The sequence below is a fragment of the Pseudonocardia kongjuensis genome (genome assembly GCF_039526905.1).
Classification (GTDB): Bacteria; Actinomycetota; Actinomycetes; order Mycobacteriales; family Pseudonocardiaceae; genus Pseudonocardia; species Pseudonocardia kongjuensis.
Genome location: NZ_BAAAJK010000046.1, coordinates 40,198 through 66,073, shown reverse-complemented (window position 1 = coordinate 66,073; position 25,876 = coordinate 40,198). Strand labels below are relative to the sequence as shown.

Below are 25,876 nucleotides of genomic sequence, written 5' to 3'. Positions count from 1 at the left end.
GTGCGCGCTGAGGACCTGACCGCCGGCGTCACGGTGCACGGGCTACGTCCGCGTCCTGTTTCTGTGCTCGCGGCCATCCCGCACGGCCCTGACACGATCAATCTGGTCTTCCAGGACAGCTCGGGCGTGCCGAGCACTCAGTTGCTGTATCCGGCCGATCTCGCACGGCTCACCGTCGAGCAGCCCGGCAGCCGATGGAGCTTCGACGCCGACGGAGCCGAGTTTCGGCTGGCCGCCGAGGCGCTACGCATCCGCATGGCGGGCCTTCATGATCCGATGCTCGCCGTGTCCTCGTCCGACGTGAGTCCGCTACCGCACCAGATCCGGGCCGTCTACGGGGAGCTGCTGCCGAAGACCCCTCTGCGGTTTCTCCTCGCCGACGACCCCGGCGCGGGAAAGACCATCATGGCCGGCCTGTACGCCAAGGAGCTCATGCTCCGCGGGGACCTAGCCAGGATGCTGATCGTGGCGCCCGGAAGCTTAGTCGAACAGTGGCAGGACGAGCTGGCGGCGAAGTTCGGGATCGACGCCGAGATCCTCTCCCCTGACATGGCTGCCAGCGCCGCGGACGGCAACCCGTTCACCCGGCACCCGCTGTTGATCGCGCGGATGGACCAGCTCGCCCGCTCGGAACCCCTGCGAGCGCATCTGGCCACGAGCGAGTGGGACCTGGTCGTCGTCGACGAGGCTCACCGGATGTCAGCCCGGTGGTGGACGGGCGAGCTACGGACCACCAAGCGATACGAACTCGGTCAGGAGCTTGGCACCGTCGCCCGCCACCTGCTTCTGATGACGGCTACACCGCACGCAGGTAGCGAGGAGAACTACCAGCTCTTCCTCGCCCTCCTCGACCCGGACCGCTTCGAGGGACGCTATCGCGACGGCGAGCACTCTACGGACACCACCGGGCTGATGCGGCGCATGGTGAAAGAGGACCTCCTCACCTTCGAGGGCCGTCCGCTGTTTCCCGAGCGGATCGCCGAGACGGTCCCCTACGAGCTCTCGGGGGGCGAGAAGGCCCTGTACGAGCGGGTCACGCAGTACGTGCGCGAGGAGATGAATCGCGCGGAGTCCCTGGACGCCGGACGTGTCCGGACAGTGGGTTTCGCTCTCACCGTCCTCCAGCGCCGGCTCGCGTCCAGCACTCATGCGATCCTTCGCTCTCTTGAGCGCCGCCGAGATCGTCTTCAAGCCAAGCGCCAGGAGATGCTCAACGCGACGCAGCCGTCCAGTCTCGACGAGCAGGTCACCTACAGGGTGCGTGTCACCGAGATCGAGGATTTTGAGTCCGACGAGCTTGACGCCGAGCAGGCCGAGGCTCTCGAGGAAAACGTCGTCGATGCAGCGACCGCGGCCCAGTCGGCTGTCGAGCTCGCCTACGAGATCTCACAGCTCGACGACCTCGTCGCACTCGCTACAGAAGTCCGGGACTCGGGGCAGGACCGGAAGTGGGCAGAGCTGCGCAGGCTGCTCCTCGACGAAGAGATTCTTCGGGCACCCGACGGAACTCCACGCAAGCTGATCGTGTTCACCGAGCATAAGGACACGCTGAACTACCTCGCTGAGCAGATCCGCAACGTCATCGGCCGCGACGACGGGGTCCTCGTCATCCACGGGGGCACCAAACGCGACGACCGCCGACGTGCTCGAGAGGAGTTCACGCACGACCCGGCGCGCGCGGTGCTGGTGGCTACCGACGCGGCGGGCGAGGGCATGAACCTGCAGGCCGCCCACCTTATGATCAACTACGATCTGCCGTGGAACCCCAACCGGCTGGAGCAACGCTTCGGACGCATCCACCGCATCGGGCAGAAGAACGTTTGCCGGCTCTGGAACCTAGTTGCCGAGGACACGCGGGAGGGGCAGGTCTTCACTAGGCTGCTGACGAAGATGGAGGAGCAGCGCAAGGCCTACGGAGGGCGGCTGTTCGACGTCCTGGGCGACGCGTTTACCGAGACGTCCCTCCGCGAGCTACTGATGAAGGCCATCCGATACGGCGACGACCCGGAACGCCGGGAGGAGATGTTTGAGGTCGTCGACGCCGAGGTCTCCAACGGGCTCACCGAGCTGCTCATCGAGCGAGCGCTGGCCCAGGAGGCGCTCAGTCCCCACGAGCTCGAACGGCTGCGCAAGGAAATGGACGAGGCGGCTGCTCGAAGATTGCAGCCTCACTACGTCGAGCTGTTCTTCCGCGACGCGTTCACCCGTCTCGGCGGCCGGATCTCGCGGCGTGAGGTAGGGCGCCACCAGATCAGCAACGTTCCGGCGACCCTGCGCGCCAGGCAGCGGCCCGGCTCTCGCACCCCACTTACGACCCGGTACGAGCGCGTGACCTTCGAGCCGAGCCATGTCGAGGGCTTCGGCAAACGAGCAGAGCTGCTGGCACCCGGGCACCCGTTGATGGACACAGTCCTCGATGCCACAGTTGAAGCGCACCGCTCAGCGCTGGACCGGGGCGCCGTACTCTTCGATCCCCACGATCTCGGCACCGTCCCTCGGCTCGTCGTTGCGTTGACCGGGGAGATCGTCGACGGGACGGGCCGAGTGGTCAGCAAGCGATTCGCCTTCGTCACCCTTACGCCCGACGGACGCGCATCGACAGCCGGCCCGGCGCCCTATCTTGATGCGGAGCCGCTCCCAGCCCGCGCGCACGCCACAGCGAAGAAGGTCTTGGCACAGCCGTGGCTCACCGATGGTGTCGAGTCACTTGCCACCACGTGGGCTGTTACCGATCAACAACCCGAGCATCTGGAACAGGTCCGAGCGCGAATGCTGCCCCTGCTAGAGAAGACCACAGCGGCCGTCCGCCAGCGCCTCCTGCAGCAGACCAACTGGCACTATAGCGAAGCAGCTCGCATCCGCGACGACATCGCTGCAGGTAAAGGCGGCAAGATCCGGCAAAGTCCAGATCGGCTGGAGTCGAGAGCGCGCGAACTAGAGGCGCGCCTCGACATCCGCACCGCGGCACTGACAGCCGAAGCCCAACTCGCGGCAAAGGCCCCGACCGTCGTTGGCGCGGCCTTGATCATTCCGGCTGGGCTGGTGTCGACACCTGACGGCCAGCATCCAGTGAACACGACCATCAGCGAACGACGCGCCGTCGACGCTGTCCTCGCCGCAGAGAAGGCCCTCGGCCGAGACGCCGAGGAGATGCCCCACAACAACCCCGGCTACGACATCCGCTCCACCGCACCGGGACAACCGACCATCTTCATCGAGGTGAAGGGCCGTATGGCGGGAGCAGACGACTTCTTCGTGACTTACAACGAAGTGTTATTCGGCAAGAACGCAGGCGACAACCACCGCCTCGCGCTCGTTTCCGTCAGCCAAGACGGGCCCGAGCAAGACGAGCTGTGCTACCTCATCAACCCGTTCCGCAGCACGGATCTAGGCGGCTTCACCGCCACTGGCATCCGCGGAGATTGGAAAGCCATGTGGAATCAAGGGGGACCACCGCAATGACTAGCGCCTCAACACCGCACCCGAAGCGGAAACTTATCGAAGTGGCACTCCCATTAGAGGTCATCAACCGCGAATCTGCTCGTGAGAAGTCAATTCGGCACGGACACCCCTCCACTTTACACCTCTGGTGGGCACGCAGACCCCTTGCCGCGGCTCGAGCAGTACTCTTTTCACAGCTGGTCGATGACCCCTCCTCACATCCAGATCGATTCCCCAGCGAGACAGATGTCGCCGCCGAGCGGAAGCGCCTGCATAGTCTCATCGAGCGCATGGTCACTTGGGAGAATTCTGGCGATGAGGATCTGTTTCGACAGCTTCATCAAGAGATACTTGATGCGACCGGCGGCGACCCCCCGGCGATCCTCGACCCTTTCGCTGGCGGCGGAACCATTCCACTTGAAGCCCAACGCCTCGGACTTGCTGCCGCAGCAAGTGATCTCAATCCAGTCGCTGTTCTTATCAACAAGTCGCTGATCGAGATCCCTCCCAAGTTCACTAAGCTTCCACCCGTGAACCCGGGGGCCGCCCACGTCCGCACCGGGACCTGGCCACACTCCACCGGACTTGCAGACGACGTTCGATTCTACGCCCAGTGGATGAGCAATGAAGCGCATCGCCGCATAGGACGGCATTACCCCGACGCAACGCTACCTACTGGCGCCAGCGCACCCGTTGTCGCTTGGATATGGGCCCGTACGGTTGCCTGCCCGAACCCCGCCTGCGGAATTAGAATGCCGCTCGTGCGTTCGTGGTGGCTCGGCAAGAAGAAGGGCAAAGAGTCGTGGGTGATACCGAGCGTCACCGACGGAAGAGTAACTTATCGTATCGGACACGGCTCCAAGGATCTGCCACCATCCGCCGAGGAGGACGGAACTGTCGGACGGACGGGGGCACGCTGTGTTGGCTGCAGCGCATCCGTGGATCTCAAGTACGTGCGCTCCGAAGGTCGCAACGGTCGAATCGGCTTCGACCTGATCGCCATTGTTGCCCAGGGAAACCGTACGCGTCATTACCTTGAGCCTAATGAGGAACACCGCACTGCAGCCGCACTCGCTCCTCCACAAGATTCGCCAGATGGGCCTCTGCCTGCAGAGGCGCTCGGCTTCCGCGTTCAAGCATACGGCTTCAAGCGATATGCCGACCTCTTTACAGCAAGACAGCTTGTGGCTTTGACCACCTATAGTGACCTAGTTAGCGAAGTCCGCGACAAGGTCGCCCTAGACGCCCGCGTAGCTGGACGCCAGAAGGGACTCTCACTTGAACAAGGCGGTGCTGGCGCTGAAGCCTACGCTGACGCGGTGTCAATATACCTCGGCTTCGCAGTAAGTCGCCTTGCGTCGACTAACTCATCTCTATGTCGATGGAACTCTGCACCGTCAAAAGAGAGCGTGTCGGACACTTTTGCTCGGCAAGCTATATCGATGGTGTGGGACTTTGCCGAGGGAAACGTGTGGACTAAAGGCCCCTGCGAGCTAACGTCGAGTGCGGGGTGGGTCGCGCGGGTTCTCGATCACCTCAGTTCCGAGAGATCACCCGGGAATGCCCGCCAAGAGAACGCGACGAAGTCCCCGGCCGCCGGTCAGCTGATCTCAACGGACCCTCCGTACTACGACAACATCGGCTACTCAGATCTTTCTGACTACTTTTACATCTGGCTTCGTCGGTCGCTGCGCAATGTCTATCCCTCCCTGTTGTCGACTCTGCTCGTCCCCAAGTCGGAGGAACTCGTTGCTAACCCTTTCCGGCATGGGGGCAAAGACGGCGCTCACAGATTCTTCGAATCAGGATTCAATGAAGTATTCCAACGAGCTCGTCAGACTACGCTGGAAGACTACCCAATCTCTGTGTTCTATGCGTTCAAGCAGGCTGAAACCACTAACCAGGGCGAGGCATCAACCGGCTGGGAGACATTCCTAGAAGGAATGATGAACTCGGGATGGGCGATCACAGCTACTTGGCCCATGCGCAGCGAGCGTGGCGGTAGGATGCGCGATGTCGACAGTAATGCTCTCGCCTCCTCGATCGTTCTGACCCTCCGGCCACGCCCAGAAGGAGCAGCTCGAACTACTCGACGGGGGTTCCTGGGGGCACTAAAGGCAGAGCTCCCAGATGCGATGCGCGAGCTGCAGCAGGGCGCAATTGCACCAGTTGACTTGCCGCAGGCCGCGATTGGACCCGGCATGGCAATTTTCTCTCGTCACTCGGTCGTTCTCAACGATGACGGCCAGCCGATGCGCGTGCGCGCAGCATTGTCGATGATCAACGAAGTGTTGGACGAAGTACTCTCCGAACAAGAGGGCGACTTCGACGCAGACACCCGCTTCGCACTTGCTTGGTTCCGCCAACATGGATTTGATACGGGAGATTTCGGTGACGCTGACAACCTTGCCCGAGCACGCAATGCCTCACTTGAGCATCTCGAACGAGCTGGAATCCTCAGCCTGAGAGGTACTCGCGGCAAGGTCACAATGCTACCCCCCTCGCAGATCGATCCTGAGTGGGACCCGGGGACTGACAACTCGATTAGCACATGGGAGGTTGTCATGCATCTCTCCCGCACGCTGACGGACAGCGGCATCGTCGCAGCGTCTGCACTATTGTCCCGAGTCCCGGAGTCTATCGACCGCGACCTTTGCAAGGAGCTCGCATTTCTACTTTTCGCCCTTGCCGAAGATGCGAAACGCGCGAAGGTAGCCATTGAGTTTAACGCGCTAGGCACGGCCTGGAATGATATCGTAGCTGGTGCGGGCGCTGTAGCTCAGCAAGAATCGTTCGACTACACGGGGGGATAGAATCGTGGGCTTCTTGACTCCGCAGCATAAATTATCGACCTTACTGGATCGGGCTAACAACGGACGAATTCAGCTTCCGGATTTCCAGCGTGGTTACAAGTGGGACGAGGAGCGCATCCGTGCGCTCCTCGCCACCATCACTCTTGGCCACCCGCTCGGCGTGATCATGCTGCTGCAGACGGGAAACGATCAGGTCAGATTCAAACCCAAGCCGCTTGAAGGATCTCCTGCAAGCGCAGCTGTGGCTGCGCCGGAGCACCTGCTGCTCGACGGCCAGCAGCGGCTCACGTCGCTCGTTCAATCCCTCACCGGTGACGGCGTGGTCGACACCGAGGATGTCCGGAAGAAGCAGGTTCGACGTCGCTTCTACATCGACATCGAGCGTGCGATCGTCGATCCGCTGCGCCTCGACGACGCCCTCCGCATACTGCCCGGCGACGGGATCGAGCGGACCAACTTCGGCCGGGACGTCACGCTCGACGTGTCCACACCGGAGCTCGAGCGCGTGCACGGCCTGTTTCCGTTTCGGCTTGTCTATGATCAGCCGAACCTGCTGGACTGGCTGTGGAAGTTCCCGTCGGCCACAGGTGATCTCGCAGAGCGGACTACGCTGATTCAGCGGTTCCAAGGCGAGGTGCTCACCCCGCTGCAGAGTTACGAGATTCCCGCGATCGAGCTGGACAAGACGACGACGAAAGCGGCCGTCGCCACTGTCTTCGAGAAGGTCAACACCGGCGGCCTGCCGCTCAACGTTTTTGAGCTGCTCACATCGATTTTCGCGGGCGACGCGCGGTATTACGCCGAGCACGGCGTCGACTTCCGCTTGAACGACGACTGGGCCCTCACTCAAGCCGTAATCGACGCGCACCCTGTGTTGAGGAAGTTCGACAGCACAGCATTTCTACAAGCGGTGACGCTTCTAGCCACCAGCCACGGGCCTGGCGCGACGTATGCCCGCAAGGAAGACATTCTTAAGCTCGACCTCATCGACTACCTGCGGTGGGCCGAGCCAGTTCGACAGGCTCTGGTGTGGGTCGCACAGTTTCTGCACGACGAGCACATCCACCGGCAGGATGACGTGCCGTACCAGACCCAGCTCATTCCGTTGGCCGCGATGCGCGTCGTCCTCGGAGAGGAGGCGGACGTGTACGCAGTCCGAGCACGTCTCCGCCGCTGGTACTGGAGCGGTGTGCTGGGCGAGCAGTACGGAGGCGCAACCGAGACTCGCTTCGCCCGCGATCTCGATCAGGTTCCGTCGTGGGCCTTGGCCGGAGTAGGTGCGACGGCTGGAGAACGAGACCGGGGCATCCCGAGCACCGTCGCAGGAGCCAGCTTTACCGAGTCGCGTCTGTTGACGCTTCGCTCTCGACAGTCCGCCGCCTACAAGGGAATCCACGCGCTTCTGATGGCGCGCGGCTGCAAGGACTGGCGTTTCCAGAAGACCTTCGAACACAACCAGTTCGTTGCGCTCCGGGTGGACATCCATCACGTGTTCCCGCGGAAGTGGTGCATCACGAACAACGTCGAGAGCTGGATGCGCGAGAGCATCGTGAACAAGACGCCGCTGGCGCGGAAGACGAACCAGATGGTGGGCGGCGCGTCGCCGGCGTCCTACATGCCGAAGCTTGAGAAGACCGCCGGGCTAACGCCGGAGGAGTTGGACGGTGTTGTCGCCGCCCATCTGATCGACCCGGCGACGCTCCGTGCCGCCGACTTCGAGTCTTACTTCCTGCGCCGGCGCCGGGCGCTCCTCGAGCTCGTCGAAGAAGCAATGGGGAAGCCCGCCCAGCGCGACGTCGAGGCCGACGAGCTCGTCGGCGGATTCGAGACGCCAGACCAGTTCGCCGAGGAGCCCGACGATGTCGAGGACGGCGCAGACGAGACCACCGCGGACGAGGAGGCCTTGAACTATGGCACTGAGCAACCGTGACCGTGTAGGCCAGGCTTTCGAGCAGTTGGCGGTCGGGCTCGACGAGTTCATCACGCGTGTGCTCGCTCCTGAGCTCGCCGACGGTTCGGACTGGACTCTCGTGCTGGCCGCCAAGGACGCTCAACGAGGTGGGCGACCCGGCACCTACAGCCGACTCGATCCGCAGTGCAGCCTTCGAATGCTCAGCGAGAACGTCACCGGAGCGGTGAAGGACGGGTGGTACCCGTTCAACGCTCATCTCTCCCGCTCCGAACAGTCCCTGGCAAGCGAGCTCCGCGAGACCAGGAACAGCTGGGCGCACAACGCATCGTTCACGTCGGACGACGCCTACCGAGCGCTCGACTCGGTCGAACGGTTGCTCCGAGCAGCGGGGGCCCCTAAGCAGGCCGAAGAAGTTAAGCGTCAGCGCGTCGACCTCCGGCGATTGTCGGCCGAGCAGGAGGACCGCAAGGCAGTCCGCAACGGGAGCTCTTCGGACCTTCGGTCAAATGGGCTCGCCCCCTGGCGCGAAGTTCTACGCCCGCACGATGACGTAGCCAGTGGTAACTTCCACGCCGCCGAGTTCGCCGCTGATCTCGCGATGGTCGCTCGCGGCGAGGGCGACGCCGAGTACACCGACCCCATCGAGTTCTTCCGCCGGACCTACCTCACGGCAGGCCTCAAGGACCTGATCAAGCGGGCGACTCGCCGCCTCGCTGGGGATCTCAATGCCTCGCCGGTCATCAACCTGCAGACAAACTTCGGTGGCGGCAAGACTCACTCGATGTTGTCGCTGTGGCATCTCGCCTCAGGACGCCCACTCGTCGACTATCCGCAGGAGCTCCAAGATCTCCTGTCAGGCCAGGAGCTCCCCAGCTCCGTTCGGCGAGTGGCTCTTGTGGGCAACCAGATCGCTCCGTCGGGTCTCCAGCCCAAGGCCGACGGCACCACAATCCGCACGCTTTGGGGCGAGCTCGCTTGGCAGCTCGGCGGCCGAGACGGCTTCGCGCTTGTCGCAGACGCCGATCGCACCTCGACCAACCCTGGCGAGGCCCTGCGCGAGCTTTTCGCCCGCTACGGCCCCGCCGTCATCCTCATCGACGAGTGGGTTGCCTACGCGCGCGGGCTCTACGGCCGCGACGACCTCGCGGGCGGCAGCTTTGACACGCAGTTCACCTTCGCCCAGTCCCTCACCGAGACTGCGAAGGCCGTCCCCGGTGTCCTCGTAGTGATCTCTATTCCGGCTTCCTCCGACGCGGCGACAACGGAGGGCGCCGACGGGGTGAGCGACGAGGAAGTGGGCGGCGACAATGGCCGGGAGGCACTTCGACGTCTTCAGAACGTGGTGCGTCGGACAGCAGACCAATGGCGGGCGGCCAGCGCGGACGAGAGCTTCGAGATCGTGCGACGTCGGTTGTTTGCCACTCCGGACGGCACACAGCTCGGCCAGATCTCGGCAACAGCCGATGCCATGATCGCCTTCTACCGCAAGCATTCTGGAGACTTTCCCAATTCCGTCTCGGACTCGGCCTACGGTGATCGCATCCGACGTTCCTACCCCGTGCACCCGGAGCTTTTCGACCGTCTCTACGAAGACTGGTCCACGCTCGACCGCTTCCAACGCACTCGCGGTGTGCTGCGCCTGATGAACACGGTCGTCGGCCAGCTGTGGCGTGAGGGCGATACGGCCCCGCTCATCATGCCCAGCTCCGTCCCGCTGGATACCGACCAAGTGCTGACTGAAATCTCCCAGTACCTCGACGACAGATGGAAGCCAATCGTCGATGCCGACGTGGACGGCCCCACCTCCGCCCCGGCTCAGGTAGACAACGAACAGCCGTTGCTCGGGGCCCGCCACACCACCCAGCGACTCGCCCGAACCGTCTTCATGGGTGCGACCCCGACTCTTAGCACAGCTCACAAAGGTCTTGACCGAGCGCGGCTCTTCCTCGGCACCGCGCTCCCTGGCGACGTGCCCGGCAACTTTCACTCCGCCCTCAACCACCTGGCCAACCGGGCGACCTACTTCTACAGCTCTGGGGCCGCCTACTGGTACGACACCCAGGCCAACACCACCCGGACTGCTCGCGACTACGCCGAGCGCCTGCATCCCGAGGACGTGTGGGCTGAGGTCAAGCGCAGGCTGGACCCGATCAAGAAAAACTCTCCACGTGGTTTCGCTGCGGTGCACGTGACGCCGGACAGTTCGGCCGACGTTCCCGACACCCCGGACGTGCGGTTGGTGATCGTACCGTGCAAGGAGACGTACGACCGCAAGCAGAAGGACGAGTCACCCGCCGCAGTCTGGGCTCTGAACGTCGCTCAACGGCGCGGCTCCTCCGCCCGAGTACACCAGAACATGGTCGTCTTCCTGGCCGCCGATGCGGCTCGATACCGGGAGCTCGACGAGTCCATTCGGCAGTACCTGGCGTGGAAGTACGTTCGAGACAACGCTGACAAAGCTCTCGGCCTGACCGCTGCGCAACGCGCCCAAGCTGAGGATCGGCGAGACCGTGCCGACCAGACCGTCAAGGACCGGCTGCCGGCCACGTTCCATTGGGCACTCCTGCCGCAGGAACAGCCGGTCACCATCAGGCCCGTTAAGGCCGATGGGACGACGGATGACGTCGCCGAGCGAACGGCGGCCAAGTTGCGCGCGGGCGACGACCTGTCTCTTCAGCGAGCAGCGAATGTTATCCGCCTCGACCTGGACGGCCCGCTTCGTCCTGCCTGGGACAAGCTGGGGCATATCTCTTTCGGGGAGCTCTGGGGCTACTACACGACGTACCCATACCTGGCACGATTGCGCGACCGCTCAGTCCTTGCCGACGGGATCGCATCCGTGGTGGATAGCGAACTTTTCTGGGAACAGACGGGCTTTGCGGTTGCCACGGGCTGGGACGGCGAGCGCTACACAGGTCTCGTGATTCCCGGCACAGAATCACGCCCACCCGAGATCACGGATTCGTTGCTGATAGTGCAGCCAGCCCGGGCAGTGGCGCAACTGCGCGACGACCATGCTCGTCGCGCGGCCGCAACTGCGACAGGAGAGCCTCACGATACGATCGCGGCTACAGGACGGCCTGAAACGACGGACCGTACTTCGATCCCCACTAGTTCCAGTACAGCTGGCGATGGCCCGTCAGGCCCTCACCTCACTTCGAATCCAACTCCCATGACTCGATACTTTGGAGCTAAAGAACTCAGTTCGGAACGATATGCGGGCGACTTCGCCAAGATCGCGCAAGAGATCATAGCGCAACTTGCCGCTGTCGCCGACGTCGAATTGGAAGTTCGAGTAGAAATCAGCGCGCGCGCTCCCGGTGGCTTCGACGAATCCAAGATGCGGACGATCCGGGAGAATGCAACAGTCCTAAAGTTCTCTGACTCTGGATTTGAACAGAGCTGAAACTCGTACGCTTGTCCTCGGAACGCACCAGAATGTCAGGGGTCACCTGCATGCTTGGCACATGACAGAGAGCGATGTGGTGGACGAGCTGGAGAGCCTCGTGGTCGCGACCACCGACGCGATGCTGGCCGAGGGCGGTTTCGTCCCGCCACTGACCATGCACGTGTTTTGCGGGGACCTGGGGCGCCAGCCGTACGCGGGCTACGTCCGCGCGCGGCCGTTCTATCCGGGCAACGACGCGCACAGGGCCGTCGAGACCTTCGGCCTCGTCGCGTCGTTCGTGAACGCGTCGCGACTGGTGCTGGCCTGGGAGCATGCGGACCTACATATCGCATTGCAGCACCCCGGCGAGATGCTACCGACGGGGCTCGTCGTGGCCGACGTGCCGAGGGTCGGTATGCACGTCGTGCGGTGGAACCCGGCCGAGCTGGTGCAGACCGGGACCCGCGCGGATGGCTGTCCGGTCGTGGAGGCGTCGTGGGGTCCGGCGCAGCGGATCCCGGGTGGCCGGTTGCCGGCGCCGGTGGCCGCGGCGTTGGAGCTGTGGCGGTCCCCGCGGGCATGGTCGGCTGTGGAGATTGCCGAGGCGTACCTCGACATGGAGGACGGCGGCTATCACATGGCGTGGCCGGTGCGCCCCGACGACGAGCCGCCGCAAGGGTGGCCGCTGTGGCGGGCTGTCGTCGAGGCGATCGTGACCGATCCGGGTCAGCCCCAGCGGTCGGCGTAGTCGTCCTCGCCGTCCTCGAACTCGTCGGCGTACGGGTCGTCGCGGATTTGGTCGACGTCGCGGGCCTCGGGGGTGTCGAGGCCGGCCTCGTAGACCTCCTGGGCCTGGATCTCGTCCAGGGCCCGGCGGGCGCGGGTGACCGCGTCCTCGGACTCGGCGGTGGTCGGCACTCGGACGTCGTCCTCGTGCCGTTCCCGCAGCTCGGTCGCGGCGGTCTCGCGCAGGTCGGGGACCGCGGTTTCCAGGATCGGGCCTTCGTCGAGCGTCTGGGGCTCGTCGGCCGCGTCGTTGTCGAGGTCGCGCTCAGTGATCGGGCGGTGCTCGTCCTCGGCCCGCATCGCCTCGTCGTGGGCGGTGAGCCACTCGTCGGCGGTGACTCGCTGGTCGGGAGCGTCGCGGTCGCTGTTGCGGTGCGCGAGCGCGATCACCGCGCGGTCGTGCTTGTCCCGATCGATGGCGGTGCGCAGGAGCCAGCGGCCGCGAGCGGCCTCGACCTCCTCCAGCTCGCTGGTGCGCCGGTCCAGCTCGGCGGCGAGCGCAGCGGCGCCGTCGGCGGCCTCGTGCAGCTCGGCGGCGCGGGCCGGGTCCGTGGCGGCGTCGGCTTCGGCGCGGTACAGGGTGGCGGCGCCACAGTGGTGCTCGGCGGCCTGGCGAGTCCCAGCGAGTTCGTTGGCGACGTAGCGGGGCGCCCACGCCTGCTGCCGCTCGTAGGCCCGCACCCGCATCCGCAACGCGCCGTCGGACAGCTCGAACTCCTCCCGATCCGCCCGCGGCCGACCCAACGCCTCCCACCCCGCGCAGTAGGCGGCGTGGTGCTCGACCATCCCCGGCTTCGGCGCGGCACCGAGGACTTCGAGCGCCTCGGCCGGGCCGGACTCGGCGTCGTCGATGTCCTCATGTCCGGTCAGCGCACGGCAGGCCGCGACGGCACCGGCCTTGCGTTCCCACTCGGCGCGGGCCTCGGCGTCGTCTCGGTCGGGGACCTGGCCCAGGATGTCGACGGCCCAGCGCGGCGGCTCAGCGGCGGCCTCCGCGCCCAGGTCGGCGGTGCGCCGGTCCAGGTGCTCGGCGAGCCGATCCAGGTAGCGGGCCATCTGCGGGTCGTCAAGCTGCGGGATCCGGTCGGCCCACGTGCCGACCTGCGGTTCGAACCGTTGCCGGTCGCGCATCCGGGCGTGGATCACGTTGGTTAGGTTCCGCGACCCCGTCAACCGCTGACCGACGATCGTCTCGCGCAGAACGGTGTAGGGGTCGGCGCCGGAGACCTCGGCCCGGCGCAGCGGCCGGGTCAGCGAGGTCGAGGCGTCCTCTGCGGCGAGCTGGCCCCGCTGCTCGACAGTCAAAGCTCCGGTGTCGGTGAGCCGGTCCAGCCACGCGCTGGTGCGGCGGACCGACGCCTGATGCGCGGCGTCGGCGAACAACTCGGCCGCCGTCGCCACCGATCCGGCCCAGTCCGCGGACTCCTCAGCGACGGCGAGCGCGGACCGGTCGGGCTCAGCCAACTCCAGCGCCGTCGTCAGGACGGCCTTCGGCGAGCGGTGCAGCTGGTGGCGGTTGCCGCCGTCCGCGGCGTCGGGCAGCTCGGTGACGGTGGCGACGTAGGCGGTGTTGGCGTCACCGCCGCGGGTCAGGCCGACCAGGGCGGCGGCGTGGTCGGTGCGGTCGGTGATCACCGAGTGGCTGGTCTGCACGGTGGCGCCCTGACCGCAGTAGCGAGTCCCGGCGTAGCCGAGGGCGATGTCGTCGGCGACGAAACGCGCCGAGAGCACCATCCGCTCCCCCACACCCTCACCACCACGGGTGAGGTCGGTGGTGACGTCCAGGCCGCCGTCGTCGCGGACCGCGAGGACGCGGAAGCGTTCGCGGGTGTGCGGGGCGCGGGTGTTGCCCTCGTACCCGGCCAGGTCGTGCCCGATCGCGCGAGCCTCCACGACGTCACCGACCCCGGCGTAGGCACCGGTGCGGCCCAGCCGCACACCGTGCTCGGCGACCAGGCCGAGGTCGACAAGCTGCGCGCGTAGCTCGGAGGACAGGCGGTCGGCCTGGTCGTTGGTGTCGACCAGCAGCAGCGACGCCTTCCCGGCCAGGGTGTCGGCCAGCCACGCCCGCGCCGCCGACGCCTCCGCCGCCTCCCGCGGACCGCAGTCGACCAGACGGCCGTGCCGGTGGTAATCGTCGAGCACCGTGGCATCGCCTTCGCGCAGCCGCAGGGATGCCTCGCGTTCCCAGGCGTGGGTGAAGCGGCGGGCCTCGTTGAGCTCGTAGCGCGCCCCGCCCGCCCGCGAGATCAGGTCCATCCCGCCGCCGGCGCCGATCGCGGCGAGCTGGCGCGGGTCCCCGACCAGCAGAAGCTTCGCCCCCGCCGCGTCCACATGCTGGTGGATGGCGGCTAGTGCGGGGGTGTCGGTCATCGCCGACTCGTCCACCACCACGATGTCCCCGGCGTCTAGTCGGAACCCCAGATCCGTGTCGTCGCGCGGGCGGCCGGCGGTGAGCCGGTCCTGGGTGGCGAGCCAGGCGGCGATGTTGCGCGCGGTGAGGCCCTGCTCGGCCAGCACCGTCGTCGCTGCCTGGGCAGTGGCGAGCCCGAACACCCGCCGCGGCGGGCCACCGCCGGTGATGTCGGGGTCGGTCCAGGCGCGGGCCATCATCCCGACGGTGAACGATTTCCCCGTCCCGGGCGGGCCGACGATGCTCTCGACCCGCGCTCCGGAGCCGAGGACGCCGCGGACGGCGGCCTCCTGCGCGGCGCCGAGGCGGGTGCCGTCGGCGGCCAGTCCGGTCAGGAACCGGTCGATCACGGTGTTGGGCAAGCGCTCGCCGTCGTGGCGGCCTGCGGCTCCGGCGAGGATCCGCTCGGTGTGCACGTGTCCGGTCGTCGCGTAGAGAGTGGCGCCGGGGGCTTCGAATGCGGAGTCGCCGTTGGCGAGCTTGTACTCATCAGGGAGGACGTCGGTCGCGGGGCGCTGGGTCTGCACGCTGGCCAGGTCGGCGCTCATGGCCTCGTCGGCGAGGATGTCGAGCAGCTTCGCGATCTGCGCGCCGTCGCTGATCCCGAGGTGGTCGGGCAGCGCGCTGTTCAGCCCCCGGATGAGATCTGGGCGGGTCCACACGGTCCGGGAGTTCTGGACCTCGGCGAGCGCGACGGAGACGACCTCGGCCGGGGACCACTGCATCGGCGCGACCTCGCCCGGGCGGGCGGCCAGGGCGGCGTCGGCGATCCCGGCCAGGCCACCGGCGATCTCGGCGTCCATCCGAGCCGCGACCCGGTCCAGCAGGTCGCCGCGGGTCTCGCCCTCGTGGGACTTGCGAGCGCGGGTGGCGAGGGTGGCCTGCTGGGCAAGGCGTTCGAGCTGGTAGCCGTTCGGGGCGTGCCCGTAGCGGGTCTCAAACGCCTCGACCAGCTCGGCGGTCTTCGCGGTCACCTTGTGCCGCCGCGTCGAGATCAGGCTCATCGCCTGCTCCGAGACGCCGACGACCTCGCGGGCCTTGCCGTCCGGGCGGGTCGCCATCACCAGTCCGAGCGACGCCGTGATCCGCTCCTCGGTCGTGCGCTCGGCCACCGCGGCCGCGGCCGGGCGCCAGCGGTGCAGGCTCCGTCCGTCGACGGTGCGCCAGATCCCGTCCGGGCCCTCGACGCGGTTGAGGATCGTGTTGTGGATGTGCAGCTGCGGGTCCCGGTCGCGGGAGTCGTGCTGGAAGAACGACGCCACGGTGAACTCGTGGGCGTCGGCGTAGCGGCCGGCGGCGCCGCCGTGGTGCCCGACCCGGGTGTAGCCGGCCTTGTCCTGCAGCAGCTCCAAGGCGGCGTTGTTCCCGGCCCAGATCGCGTCCTCGACCGCCTTGCGGAACTCGCCCCACGCCACGGCGGTGTCCTCGTCCCCGGCCTGGCGGGCGGCGACCTCGCGGGCCTCGAACGCGGTGTGCAGCAGCGTCACCGACTTCTGCACGGAGAACGTGGCGTCGTAGAACGCGACGTTGTGCCGAGCCTTCTGTCCGGCCTCGGTCCGGAGCTGGGCGCGACGTTCCGGTGAGGCGTCCGGCTCGCGTTCCAGCGCGGCGGCGTAGATCTGCTCCTCGGACAGGTACTTGCGTCCGGTGTGTCCCAGCGTTCCAGCGGTGTCCCACCGGGACGGGTCACCGAACGCAGTGTCCCGGGGGTCGAGGAACCGCTCGTAGACCGCGCGCATGTCCTGGGCCTCGACCAGGCCGTGCAGGCCGAGCTTCTCCGCCCCGGCACCCCACCAGCGGCCCGGCGGCTCGCCCTCGGCGACGGCGCCGGTGTAGTAGTTCTCCCGCCCGGTGGCGACCTCCTTCAACAGGTACTCCGGGCTGTAGCCGTTGACGATCCTTAGCACCGCGACCACCTCGCGACGGCCACGGGGCGGACTGCCCAGTGCTCGGCGGCGGGGGTGGGGGTTGCCGGGAGGCCGGAGGCCGGCCCGGCCCCGCGGATCGTGATGCAAGGGTGTGATGGCTTTGATCTTGGGCTCTCGTTGCTCTGTTCGGGGTAGTCGCTCTCGGCTCTGGCGCTCTGCTCAGTCGCGGTCGTCTTCTCGCTGTCGGTGCTCATCGGGTGGTCCTGTTCTGGGGCTCGTCGGGGACGAGGTGCAGGCCGTTCGGAGCCTGTTGCGGGGTGTCGCGGAGCTGCTGGAGGGCGCGGGCGGCAGTACCGCGGCCGACATCGGCCAGCTCCTCCAGCTCGCGGACGGTGGGGAGGGTGCCGTGGTGCTCGCGGTGGGTGAGGGCGGCGGTGCGGGCGCGCTCCCGCGCGCCGGCACCCGACCTGCCCGTCCCACCGGCTGCGGACGGCGCTGGCCGGTCCGGTCGGACGGCGTGGCGCGAGCTTGGGTGGGACATCGGCCGCGGCGGGCCCGGGATCACAGGCCCGTCCAGCGCGGGCGGGACACCCGACCCGCGTCCCACCGTGTCCGGGCGTTCCACCGGTGTCCGGCCGGACCGCGGGACAGTGATCGTCGCCCGGACACGGGCTCCGGACACCTCGCCGGGCGCGGGCTGCGCCCGGCCGGCCTCGGCAGCCGGCGCCTCGGCGGGCCGGGTCTCAGCGAGGAGATAGAGCAGGTGCGCGACGACGGCCGCGGCGATCGCGGGCCACGCCCCGACTCCGAACCGCAACACCGCGTCCGCCTCAACCGGCGGCGCCCCGGGCGACGGGGCGGGCCCGGCGAGGAACACCGCCTGCGCCAGCCCCGACAGCCCGGCGGCGACGATCACCACCGCCCAGGCGTAGCGGGCCGCGCCGCCCTGCAGCCGGGCGGTCGCGGTGTAGGCGACCAGCGCGAGGCCGTCGGTGATCAGCGGGTAGATCCACGCCACCGCGACCGGGACCCGGGCGGCCACCGCGACTTCGAACAGGCCGTGCGCGGTCGCGACCGCAGCGCCGATCGCGACGGCCAGGCCGGGGAGCCAGACCGACGCCCGGCCCCACCGGCCCGCGCGGGACTCGGTGCCGGTCATCGCAGGACCGTCCCGATCGGGCCAGCGCCGACCGTCGGGGCGGGCTCGGGCGGAGCCTGGTCCCGCCGCCCCGCCCACCACCGCGCGATCACCTCGGCGTGGTCGACGCCCGGGACCGGCACCGGCGCACCCGCGGGGGCGCTCCAGCCGGGGCGGGTCTGGTGGCGCTCGATCGAGCACGACCCAGCCTCCTTGCGGAGCCGGTTGACCACCCCGGGGCGCTGCCGGTCGTGCCAGTCCCCCGCCGCGCCGACCGACGCGGCCGGGCCCTGGTAGGCGGCGAGCCAGGCGTGCATCAGCCAGAGCAGCTCCTCGACGACGTCGGGGTGAAACAGCCAGCACTCGGGCAGCACCTTCGCCGCGTCGGGGTAGCGCAGGAACACCGCCTGCGCCCACGCGCACAGCTCGTCGAGCAGTCGCCGCGTCTCGGCGGTGTCGCCCGGGGCCATCAGCCACGACGGCGCGGCTGGGATCCGCCGGCGCGCTGTCACCGCGGCCAGGGCCTCGGAGAGCTGTCCGACGAGCCGGCCTAGCTCCCCGACCTGGTCCGGGATCGGCTCCAGCTCAGCGACCTGACGGCGCAGCGTGTCGACCTGCCCGGCGAGCCGGGCCAACGCCCCACCGTCGGACGACGAGGGGTCGGGGTGAGCGGGGTGCGACGGCGCGGTCACCGCTCCCACCCCGCCCCCTCGGAGTCGGCATCAGCCGACGTGGCCCGGCCCGGAGCGCCGCTCTCGGCGGGGTCGATCTGGTCGGCGACCGCCTCGGCCTGGGAGGTGCGCACCAGGTCGGAGAACCGGCGCACCTCGGCCTCGGTCAGCGGACGGACCTCACCCGCGGCCGACTCGTCCGGGGTGAACCACAGCCCGCCCACGAACGACCCGGGTCCCTCGTCGAGAACTCGCTCACGGTCACCGCGCTCATCCTCGACCGCGTCCCGCGCTGCGGCGGTCTCCATCTCCTCGCGCAGCGCCCGCATCGCGGGGTCGTAGTCCTTGGAAAATCGGGCCCGCCGGCCGCTGTGTCCGAGCGAGGGCGGCCGGTCCGGGGTGTGGTCGCGCTGGTCGTCGTTCGGGGTGGTCATCGGGTCCCCCTCCTCGTGCTGGTCGTGGTCCCGCAGGTCGTGCTCGCGGGCGGGGTGTCCACAGCGGGCCGCGGCTCCCGCCGCCTCGGTCGCGGCCTCGGCAGCCAGGACTCGGGTGTCGTGCGTGGCGGTCGCCTCGCGGTGCGACCGCTCTCGCCCTTCCCGGGCGACGGTCACCAGTCGGGGTTGCGGGTCGCAGGCAGTGGTGTTGCTCAGCTCGTCGAGGCCGACGGAGTGGGCGCGGTAGCCCCACATCTCCGCGTCCGAGTGCAGTCCGGCCAGACGGGCCCGCTCGGTGATCGCCGACGTCCCGCGCGCCTGACGAATCGCCGCGATCGCGGCGGCGTCGGCCCGGGCGCGGGCGGCGGCGACGGTCTCGCCATTCGTGAAGTCGACCCAGCCGAAGCGGGCGCGGGCGTCGTCGAGATCGAACTCATCGAGCAGCCACCCCGACGACGGCCGACCATGCACGCCGGTGGCGTCGCGCAGGTAGGAGGCGACGACCTGCTCGGCGTCGGCCCGCCCGCCGGGCAGCCCGACGGCGAGGCGGTCGACGGCCTGGGCCGGGGTCAGCAGCTCGTAGTGGTCGTTCATCGCTTCCACCGCCCGTCACCGGTCGGGCCGTCGGTCGGCCGCTCGCCGGGGATCGGCTCGACGATCGCCGCCGCGGCGACCTGGTCCGCGTCGTCACCCCCGCGGATAGCGCGCAGTTCGGCGAACATCCGGTTCGACGACCGCACCCTCTCCGCCGACTCCCCGAATCGGTCGGGCCAGCGCGCGGCGAGCATCATCAGGGCCCGTTCGAGCTGGGTGTCGGCCCACACCCGGACCGCCTCGTTGCGTCGGTGGCGGCGGGACTCGGCCTCGACTCGGCGCATCAGCCGAGCGCGGCGGCGGACGTCGGGCCGCTTCCACGCCATCCGGGCCCGGCCGATCACCGGCGCGATCCCCCGCCGGATCACCACCACCCGACCCGCAGGCAGGTTCGCGATCTGCGCCGGCGCCAACACCGACACCTTCCGCACACTGCGCGAGGCGACCCGGCCGTGCTCGTCCGTGGTGGAGACCCGCTCGTCGCGCTCGCCCGCGAGGGTGGACCAGAACTCCAGGTCCGCCTTGTCCCGCGTCCCGCCGAAGATCATCACGGCGGCGGTGTTGTTCAGGATTGTGGCGGCCTTGTGCTCACCCCACCGGGCGAGTAGCTGCGCGCGGGACTGGAACGCACAGAGGATCGTGACTCCCCGACCGCCCATATCGGCGGTCCAGCTCTCCAGCGGGACAGGGCTGATCAGGGCCGCCTCGTCGAGGAACAGCCCGAGCGGCGGGTCCAGCCGCCCCGCAGGCTGGCCCGCGGCCAGTCGGCGCGCCTCACGGGCGATGTGCCCGGTCAGAGCACACACCAGCGGCGCGGTCTGCGCTTCCTCAGCACCGAGCAGGAACACCGTCGCCCGCTCGTCCAGCAGGCGGCCGACGTCGAATCCCTCCCCGGGCTCCGCCGCCGCAGCGGCAGCGGGGTGGGTCAGCCACCCGAGCGCGGGCATGACCGATGAGGTGATCGAGGAGCGGGTGCGCTCGTTGGTGGTGATGAACTGCATCGCGTCCTGCTCGAACGCCGTCACCCCCGAGCGGCGCAGCAGCGCGGGGACCTCGCGGCCGGCGGCATCCGGGTCGGCGACCCACCCGAGCACATCGGCCATCCGACGGCCGCCCAGTGCGGCGGCGTGCAGCAGCGCGGCCAGGACGCGGCGGGCCTGACCGTCCCAGAACTCCCGATCCCCACCCGAACCACTGGCGACGGCGGCGAGCATGTCCGTCGCGCGCTCGGTCGCGGTCACCGGGTCGGTGCAGCCGGTCAGCGGGTCGAACGTGATCGTCGACGTGCGGTCGCCGAGCCCGGCGGGGTTGAACACGAACACCTCACCCCGCGACTGGCGCCGGATCGGCGCGCACAGGTCGAGCAGGTCGGTGCGGGTGGAGGTGACCAGTGCGGCGCCGGGGGCGTCGAGGACGCGTCCGGCGAGCCAGCCGGTCTTACCGGTGCGGGGGCCGCCGACGACGATCACGACGTCCTCGACCAACGCCCACACCCGCAACGCCCCCGTGCGGCACAGCTCGACCGCCGCCTCGGTCGTGGCGAGCCGCCACCGCTGCAGCCGGGGCAGCCCGGCCAGCGACGGGCGGACGGTGCCGGTGCGGCGTCGGACCGCGAGGGTTCCGGCGTGGCGGACGATGTCCAGGCTGGACGCGACGCCGACCTTGCGGCGGGAGCGGGACGCCCACCGCGACACGGTCGCCGAGGAGCGCGACCACCGGTGCCACACGATCACCGCGGCCAGCCCGGCGACCGCGACCAGCGCGGGCCAGGACAGTGCGGTGACGATCGTCGCCGCGGGGAGCAGCGCGATCGCAGCGAGGCCGGCGGACAGGCCCCGGGCCCCGCGCGACCAGGCGAGCAGGGCGCCTCCGGCGAACACGGCGAGGACCAGGGCGGTGGAGCTGAACAGGATCTCCATCACTCGTCCCATCCCGTGCGCTCGGCCCACGCCGCGACGTCCGCCCGGTGGCGGGCGCAGGAGTCGGCGTGACCGGTCTCGTTGTCGGTGGGGTGGGACTCGAACGGCCCGTCATCGGTGATTTGCTGGTCGCAGGTGGTGCAGCGCCAGTACGCCGACGGCGTCCTGAACGACCGGATCCCCTCCCGTTCGGGGTCCGGGACGCGGCCGCAGACCAGCCAGTCGAACGCCGCTTCCCCGACCGGCACTCCGCCGGTGAGCAGGCTGAGGACCGCGCCGATGTCGTCCCACGAGCGGCCCGCGGCCCGCGCGGAGCGGGCGTAGTCGTAGAGCTGGCCTTCGGCGACGCTGCGCATCAGCAGCGCGGCCCGGACCCCGGCGAGCGGGTCGTCGATCTTGCGGTCGGTGAAGATCGTGAACCCGGGGATCGGGACCTCGGTCTCGGTCGTGCCGAACACCTCGACCGCGACCCGGCGGATCAGCTCCCGGATCCGGCCGGCGGCCTGTCCGGACTCGGTGACCCTGAACGTCTCGCTCATCGCCGACCACCTCCGGCGGGGATCGCGAGGGCGGCGGCCCAGCGGTCGACGGTCCGGCGGGTCACGCCCAGCGTGCGGGCGACGTCCCCACGGTCAGCCCCGGCGGTGAGCGCCGTCTGGCCCGCGGCGATGACCGGGGCCCGGTCGGTACGCGGCGACGGGCCGGGCACGACGGCCGAGAGCTCAACGCGGCGAACCTGTCGGGGCGTGATTCGGCGGGCGCGGCGGCGCTCGTCCTCGGTCAACCCGCCGGCGATGCCGTGCGGCTGCTCGACGATCGCCCACGACCGGCAGGCGTTCAGGACCGGGCACACCCGGCACACCGCGAGCGCCCGCCGCTCCTCCGCGACGAGGGTGGCGCCGGTGACGGCGGTCGGGAAGAACAGCTCGGGGTCGACGTCGCGGCAGGCCGCGCGGGCCCGCCAGTCCAGCTCCTCGCCCCGCGCGGGGCTCGGGTCTACGGTGAACATCTCTCCTACCTCCATGTGTTGGTTGGTGAGAGCGGCCCGGCGGTCGTGTTCCGCCAAGATCCCGTCGCCGGGCCGTCCCATCTCGTGGTTCTGCTTCCGGTCGTTCACGGCTGCCCCCGGTCCGGGGCCCGGACGGGTGCGGCGAACAGCCCCGGCAGCCCGTCCTCGATCCGGCGCCGCTCGTCCCGATCCGCCGCGGTGTCGCGGCCGGTGCGCGCCGGGGATCACCTCGGCCAGGTGCGCGAGCCGGACCGGCAGGGGCCGGTTGTCCAGCAGGCACACCGCGACCTGACGTGACGGGCACTCCTGGCGGCGCAGTACCGGCCACCCGCACCCGGGGCACCGGCCCGCATCCGGCACGTAGTGCTCGACCACCACCTGCAGGCGGTCCGTGCGACCGGTCGGGCGCAGCAACCGCGGGTCCAGGTCCTCGGGCCCGGCGGCGCGCTCCGGGACCGTCCACTCCGGCGACGGACGGGCGGTCACGCCGACCACCCGCGCGCCTTGTCCACGGCCGCGGCGGCCCCGGCGTCGGTGAGCCCGTAGCGCAGCGACGCCGCCTCGACCGGCTCCGGCACCCGCCCGACCCCGTCCGGGCACAGCACCGACCCGTCGAGGTGCGAGAACTCCGGGCAGCGGCCGGCGCTCGCGGACCACCCCGAGTGCGGGCCGTCGACCACCGGGCGGGCGCAGCCCGGGCACACCAGATCGGTCACGTCGACAAGGTCGATCGGGTCGTCGTCCAACTCCACGACGGGCGGGCCGGGCAGGAAGATCGCGGTCATGCTGGCCTCCGGAAGGGGTGAGGAGGGTCGGCCGGTCCGGCCCACCGGTGGCGGGCGCTCGCCCCGCCGCCTTGCGCGCAGCGCGCACGGCCTCGGAGGCTCGCCGTCAAGGGCCGGACGGAGTCCGGTCGCGTAGCGACGCGCAGCGCCCTTGATGGGGAGGGAGGCCGGGCCATACTCGGGCCGGACGGCCCTCCGCCTCGCCGCAGGCGGGTCCACCCGGTTCTCGGCCTGCCCGGCCGTGAGGGCGAGGTCTCCCCCGCCAGAACCGGCGGCCGGGCTCACTGACCGCTCCCGCTCGACGCACCCGCACCGTTCAGGGCGGGCGTGGCGGCCTGGTCGAACGCCGAGACGAACGTCGAGATCGCGTCCGGCAGCCCGGCACCAATCGGCGTGGCGATGAACAGCACCAGCGCGATCAGCGAGAACACGACCGCACCCATCGCCACCCGTGCCTTCGCGCAGATCACCGCGCCGAGCACCATGAAGAGGATCAGCACCCCGACGCTGCCCATCAGCCCGCGCTCCCGTGCTGCACCGACACCCAGCCGGAGGCGTCGACGACGGTCTGCTCGGCGATCGCGAGGTCCGCGATGGCCTCGATCGCCTTCGCCGGGACGATCAGCCGACCGCGGATCCGGACCGCCGGGAACTCGCCCGCCGCGATCGCCCGGTACACCGTCATCGGCGACATCCCGAGCAGCTCCGCGACCTTTGCCACGCTGTAGAACCTCGGCGCCACCGGCACCGTCTCCGTCCCTCGGAGATCACTCATCACAACCCCAATCTGTACATGTTAGGTACATGTACTGAACAAGTAAGGCACGAGTGGCGATCGGAGTCAATCGCCGTGGCCTTCCGTGACCTGAGATTGCAGTCGTGAACGGTGTTATCGGGAGATGACGTGGGGTGACGCGAGGTGATGCGACCATCCGCATCAGGGTTGATTTCCCCAGCTCAGCGGGCCACCGTTGATCTCGGGACGAGGGGGCGTCGATGGGCAACCGGCTCGCGCGGGTCCGCGAGGAGCGCGGCTGGAAGAAGGCTCGGCTGCTGCACGAGCTACGTGCCGCAGCGGCCCGACGGGGCGAACAGCTCCCGAAGGACGAGAGTCTCGCGCGCCGCATCGCCGTCTGGGAGAACCAGGGCGGCGTCGTCGGCGACTTCTACCGCGAGCTGCTGTGCGAGGTGTACCGCTGCTCCCCAGTCGAGCTGGGCCTCGTCGAGCCTTCGCCGCCGGAGCAGATCGCCGCGGCGCCGGTCACCGAGCCGCTGGAGCTGCCGGAGTTCACCCGCCTCGACCCCGGTCTGGTCGACCTCCTGCGATCACAGACGCAGGCCATCCGACTGCTGGACCGCCGGCTCGGCGGGGCGACGGTGCACGGCCAGGCCGTCGCGCACGTCGAGACCGTGGAGAGCCTGGTCCGCAACGCCCTGCCCGGGAACGCGCGCGAACAGGCCGCCGACGAACTCGGCCAGGCCGCGGCGCTCGCCGGATGGCAGGCCCTCGACATGGGCCGCCTCCCGGAGGCGTGGCGGCTGCACGAGGCCGCCACCGCGGCGGCACGCGAGAGCGGGCAACCGGCTGGGCTCGGGTACGCGCGGGCGCAGCAGGCGTTCATCCTGCTCGACGCCGGACGGGCCGCAGACGCCCTCGACCTGATCGCCTCGGCCCACGACATCGCCAGCGGACCGGTTCCGCGCGAGCTGCAGGCCTGGCTGCACGCTGCACGGGGCGAGGCACTCGCTGCACTCGGCGACCGGGACGCCGCGCTGCGGTCCCTCGACGCCGCAGCGGGCGCGCTCCCGACGCAGCCGGAGCACGCCCTGCCCTACCTGATGCTCGACGCCGGGCACCTCGCCCGGTGGCGCGGACACTGCCTCGCCCGCCTCGGCGAGACGTCCGCGATCGACGACCTGAGCACCGCCCTGGCCGCGATGCCGGACGGCAAGTACGGACGCGCGGAGGTCAGCCTCCGCGTCGACCTCGCGCTGGCACTGCGGGCGCGTGGGGAAGTCGGCGAGTCACGAGCCCAGGCGGAACGCGCCGGTCGACTGGCCGGCCGGACCGGATCCGAACGACAGCGCCGCCGGATCCGAGAGCTACTCGGCCCGTGACGCCGCCGTTGGCCCGGACAACGCCAGGACGTGGAGTAGCCCGACCAGCGCGCCGGAGTTGCCGACCTTCCCGGTCGCGATCAGATCCGGGACGTCGGCGAGCGGCACCCACCTGAACGTGCCCTCGTTGAGCTCGGTCGGATCGGCGACCCGCTCGGCACCGCGCGCGAGGAAGACGTGGTGCGCGCTACGGACGGTCCCGGCCATCGGCTCGAAGGTCACCAGGTGCTCGACCGTCCGGGGCCGATACCCGGTCTCTTCCTCGACCTCTCGGGCCGCGGTCTCGGCGGGCGACTCGCCGTCGTCGAGCAGGCCACCGGGGAGTTCCCAGTTCCACAGATCCGGCACGAAGCGATGACGCCAGGACAGTAGGACGTTGCTGCCGTCATCGTCCAGAACGACCGTCATGGCCGCTGCGGGCAGCGTGACTGTGTGGTGCTCGAAGCGCTCGCCTGAAGGCTGGGAGATGTCGGCCAGACCGACAGTTACCCAAGCGTTCGCATAGATCGTCCGCTCGCCGTGTACGTCCCATCGTGCAGACTGCCCAACCTCGACCATGCGCCGAAGGTAACAGTTGCCCATGGAAC

Annotated in this window: 18 protein-coding genes and 1 pseudogene; 7 read left to right on the top strand and 12 right to left on the bottom strand. The window is 69.1% G+C overall.

Translation table 11 applies throughout. The features are described 5' to 3' along the window. Nucleotides 1–3,462, top strand: coding sequence for a helicase-related protein (locus ABD160_RS27495; RefSeq protein WP_344027623.1), 3,462 nt, complete (start codon nucleotides 1–3; stop codon nucleotides 3,460–3,462). Then, nucleotides 3,459–3,659 (top strand): annotated as a pseudogene (locus ABD160_RS33420) (DUF1156 domain-containing protein); the annotation flags it as partial. The gene ABD160_RS27495 and the pseudogene ABD160_RS33420, both read left to right, overlap by 4 nt. Here the strand turns inward: ABD160_RS33420 and ABD160_RS27490 are convergent. Continuing rightward, on the bottom strand, nucleotides 3,657–4,094 hold the full coding sequence (locus tag ABD160_RS27490) for a hypothetical protein (protein WP_344027620.1): 438 nt from the start codon (nucleotides 4,092–4,094) through the stop codon (nucleotides 3,657–3,659). The pseudogene ABD160_RS33420 and the gene ABD160_RS27490 sit on opposite strands and share 3 nt — an antisense overlap. 108 nt (nucleotides 4,095–4,202) lie before the next feature. Between ABD160_RS27490 and ABD160_RS27485 the strand changes: the two genes are divergently transcribed. The 4 genes from ABD160_RS27485 (at nucleotide 4,203) to ABD160_RS27470 (ending at nucleotide 12,302) form a co-directional block, all read left to right on the top strand. Next, entirely contained in the window at nucleotides 4,203–6,254 is a 2,052-nt protein-coding gene (locus ABD160_RS27485) for a DUF1156 domain-containing protein (protein WP_344027618.1), read from the top strand. A 4-nt stretch (nucleotides 6,255–6,258) separates the two neighbouring features. Next, nucleotides 6,259–8,184, top strand: coding sequence for a GmrSD restriction endonuclease domain-containing protein (locus ABD160_RS27480; RefSeq protein WP_344027616.1), 1,926 nt, complete (start codon nucleotides 6,259–6,261; stop codon nucleotides 8,182–8,184). Beyond that, entirely contained in the window at nucleotides 8,165–11,572 is a 3,408-nt protein-coding gene (locus ABD160_RS27475) for a Swt1 family HEPN domain-containing protein (protein ID WP_344027614.1), read from the top strand. The genes ABD160_RS27480 and ABD160_RS27475 overlap by 20 nt, the downstream gene beginning before the upstream one ends. Before the next feature lie 61 nt (nucleotides 11,573–11,633). After that, nucleotides 11,634–12,302: a hypothetical protein gene (locus ABD160_RS27470; RefSeq protein ID WP_344027612.1), complete on the top strand. Its 669-nt coding sequence runs from the start codon at nucleotides 11,634–11,636 to the stop codon at nucleotides 12,300–12,302. Here ABD160_RS27470 and mobF read toward each other — a convergent pair. From mobF to ABD160_RS27420, 10 genes are all read right to left on the bottom strand, one after another. Then, complete coding sequence (mobF, locus tag ABD160_RS27465; RefSeq protein ID WP_344027610.1) at nucleotides 12,281–16,660, bottom strand: MobF family relaxase; 4,380 nt, start codon at nucleotides 16,658–16,660, stop codon at nucleotides 12,281–12,283. The two genes, ABD160_RS27470 and mobF, sit on opposite strands and share 22 nt — an antisense overlap. 211 nt (nucleotides 16,661–16,871) lie before the next feature. Next, nucleotides 16,872–17,780: a hypothetical protein gene (locus ABD160_RS27460; RefSeq protein ID WP_344027609.1), complete on the bottom strand. Its 909-nt coding sequence runs from the start codon at nucleotides 17,778–17,780 to the stop codon at nucleotides 16,872–16,874. Beyond that, nucleotides 17,777–18,394, bottom strand: a complete 618-nt coding sequence (locus ABD160_RS27455; protein WP_344027607.1) for a hypothetical protein — start codon at nucleotides 18,392–18,394, stop codon at nucleotides 17,777–17,779. The genes ABD160_RS27460 and ABD160_RS27455 overlap by 4 nt, the downstream gene beginning before the upstream one ends. A gap of 53 nt (nucleotides 18,395–18,447) precedes the next feature. Beyond that, a complete protein-coding gene (locus ABD160_RS27450; protein ID WP_344027606.1) occupies nucleotides 18,448–19,458 on the bottom strand; it encodes a hypothetical protein in 1,011 nt (336 codons plus the stop codon). Beyond that, nucleotides 19,455–21,389 (bottom strand): type IV secretory system conjugative DNA transfer family protein, encoded by a 1,935-nt coding sequence (locus ABD160_RS27445; protein ID WP_344027604.1) that lies wholly within the window; start codon nucleotides 21,387–21,389, stop codon nucleotides 19,455–19,457. The genes ABD160_RS27450 and ABD160_RS27445 overlap by 4 nt, the downstream gene beginning before the upstream one ends. After that, nucleotides 21,377–21,916, bottom strand: coding sequence for a hypothetical protein (locus tag ABD160_RS27440; protein ID WP_344027602.1), 540 nt, complete (start codon nucleotides 21,914–21,916; stop codon nucleotides 21,377–21,379). The genes ABD160_RS27445 and ABD160_RS27440 overlap by 13 nt, the downstream gene beginning before the upstream one ends. Further along, complete coding sequence (locus tag ABD160_RS33415; protein WP_425563671.1) at nucleotides 21,913–22,386, bottom strand: WhiB family transcriptional regulator; 474 nt, start codon at nucleotides 22,384–22,386, stop codon at nucleotides 21,913–21,915. The genes ABD160_RS27440 and ABD160_RS33415 overlap by 4 nt, the downstream gene beginning before the upstream one ends. Nucleotides 22,387–22,868: 482 nt before the next feature. After that, nucleotides 22,869–23,171, bottom strand: a complete 303-nt coding sequence (locus ABD160_RS27430; RefSeq protein WP_344027600.1) for a hypothetical protein — start codon at nucleotides 23,169–23,171, stop codon at nucleotides 22,869–22,871. A 281-nt stretch (nucleotides 23,172–23,452) separates the two neighbouring features. Further along, nucleotides 23,453–23,686 carry a hypothetical protein gene (locus tag ABD160_RS27425; RefSeq protein WP_344027598.1) on the bottom strand — a complete coding sequence of 78 codons (234 nt, stop codon included), beginning with the start codon at nucleotides 23,684–23,686 and terminating at the stop codon, nucleotides 23,453–23,455. Then, complete coding sequence (locus tag ABD160_RS27420; protein ID WP_344027596.1) at nucleotides 23,686–23,892, bottom strand: helix-turn-helix domain-containing protein; 207 nt, start codon at nucleotides 23,890–23,892, stop codon at nucleotides 23,686–23,688. Before ABD160_RS27420 ends, ABD160_RS27425 begins: the two co-directional genes overlap by 1 nt. 275 nt (nucleotides 23,893–24,167) lie before the next feature. Here ABD160_RS27420 and ABD160_RS27415 point away from each other — a divergent pair, with 275 nt between their 5' ends. Continuing rightward, complete coding sequence (locus ABD160_RS27415; RefSeq protein WP_344027594.1) at nucleotides 24,168–25,289, top strand: NsdA family TPR-like regulatory protein; 1,122 nt, start codon at nucleotides 24,168–24,170, stop codon at nucleotides 25,287–25,289. On the opposite strand, the gene ABD160_RS27410 is transcribed toward ABD160_RS27415, so the two are convergent. After that, on the bottom strand, nucleotides 25,275–25,847 hold the full coding sequence (locus tag ABD160_RS27410; RefSeq protein ID WP_344027592.1) for an NUDIX hydrolase: 573 nt from the start codon (nucleotides 25,845–25,847) through the stop codon (nucleotides 25,275–25,277). The genes ABD160_RS27415 and ABD160_RS27410 overlap by 15 nt on opposite strands. Nucleotides 25,848–25,876 lie beyond the last annotated feature (29 nt).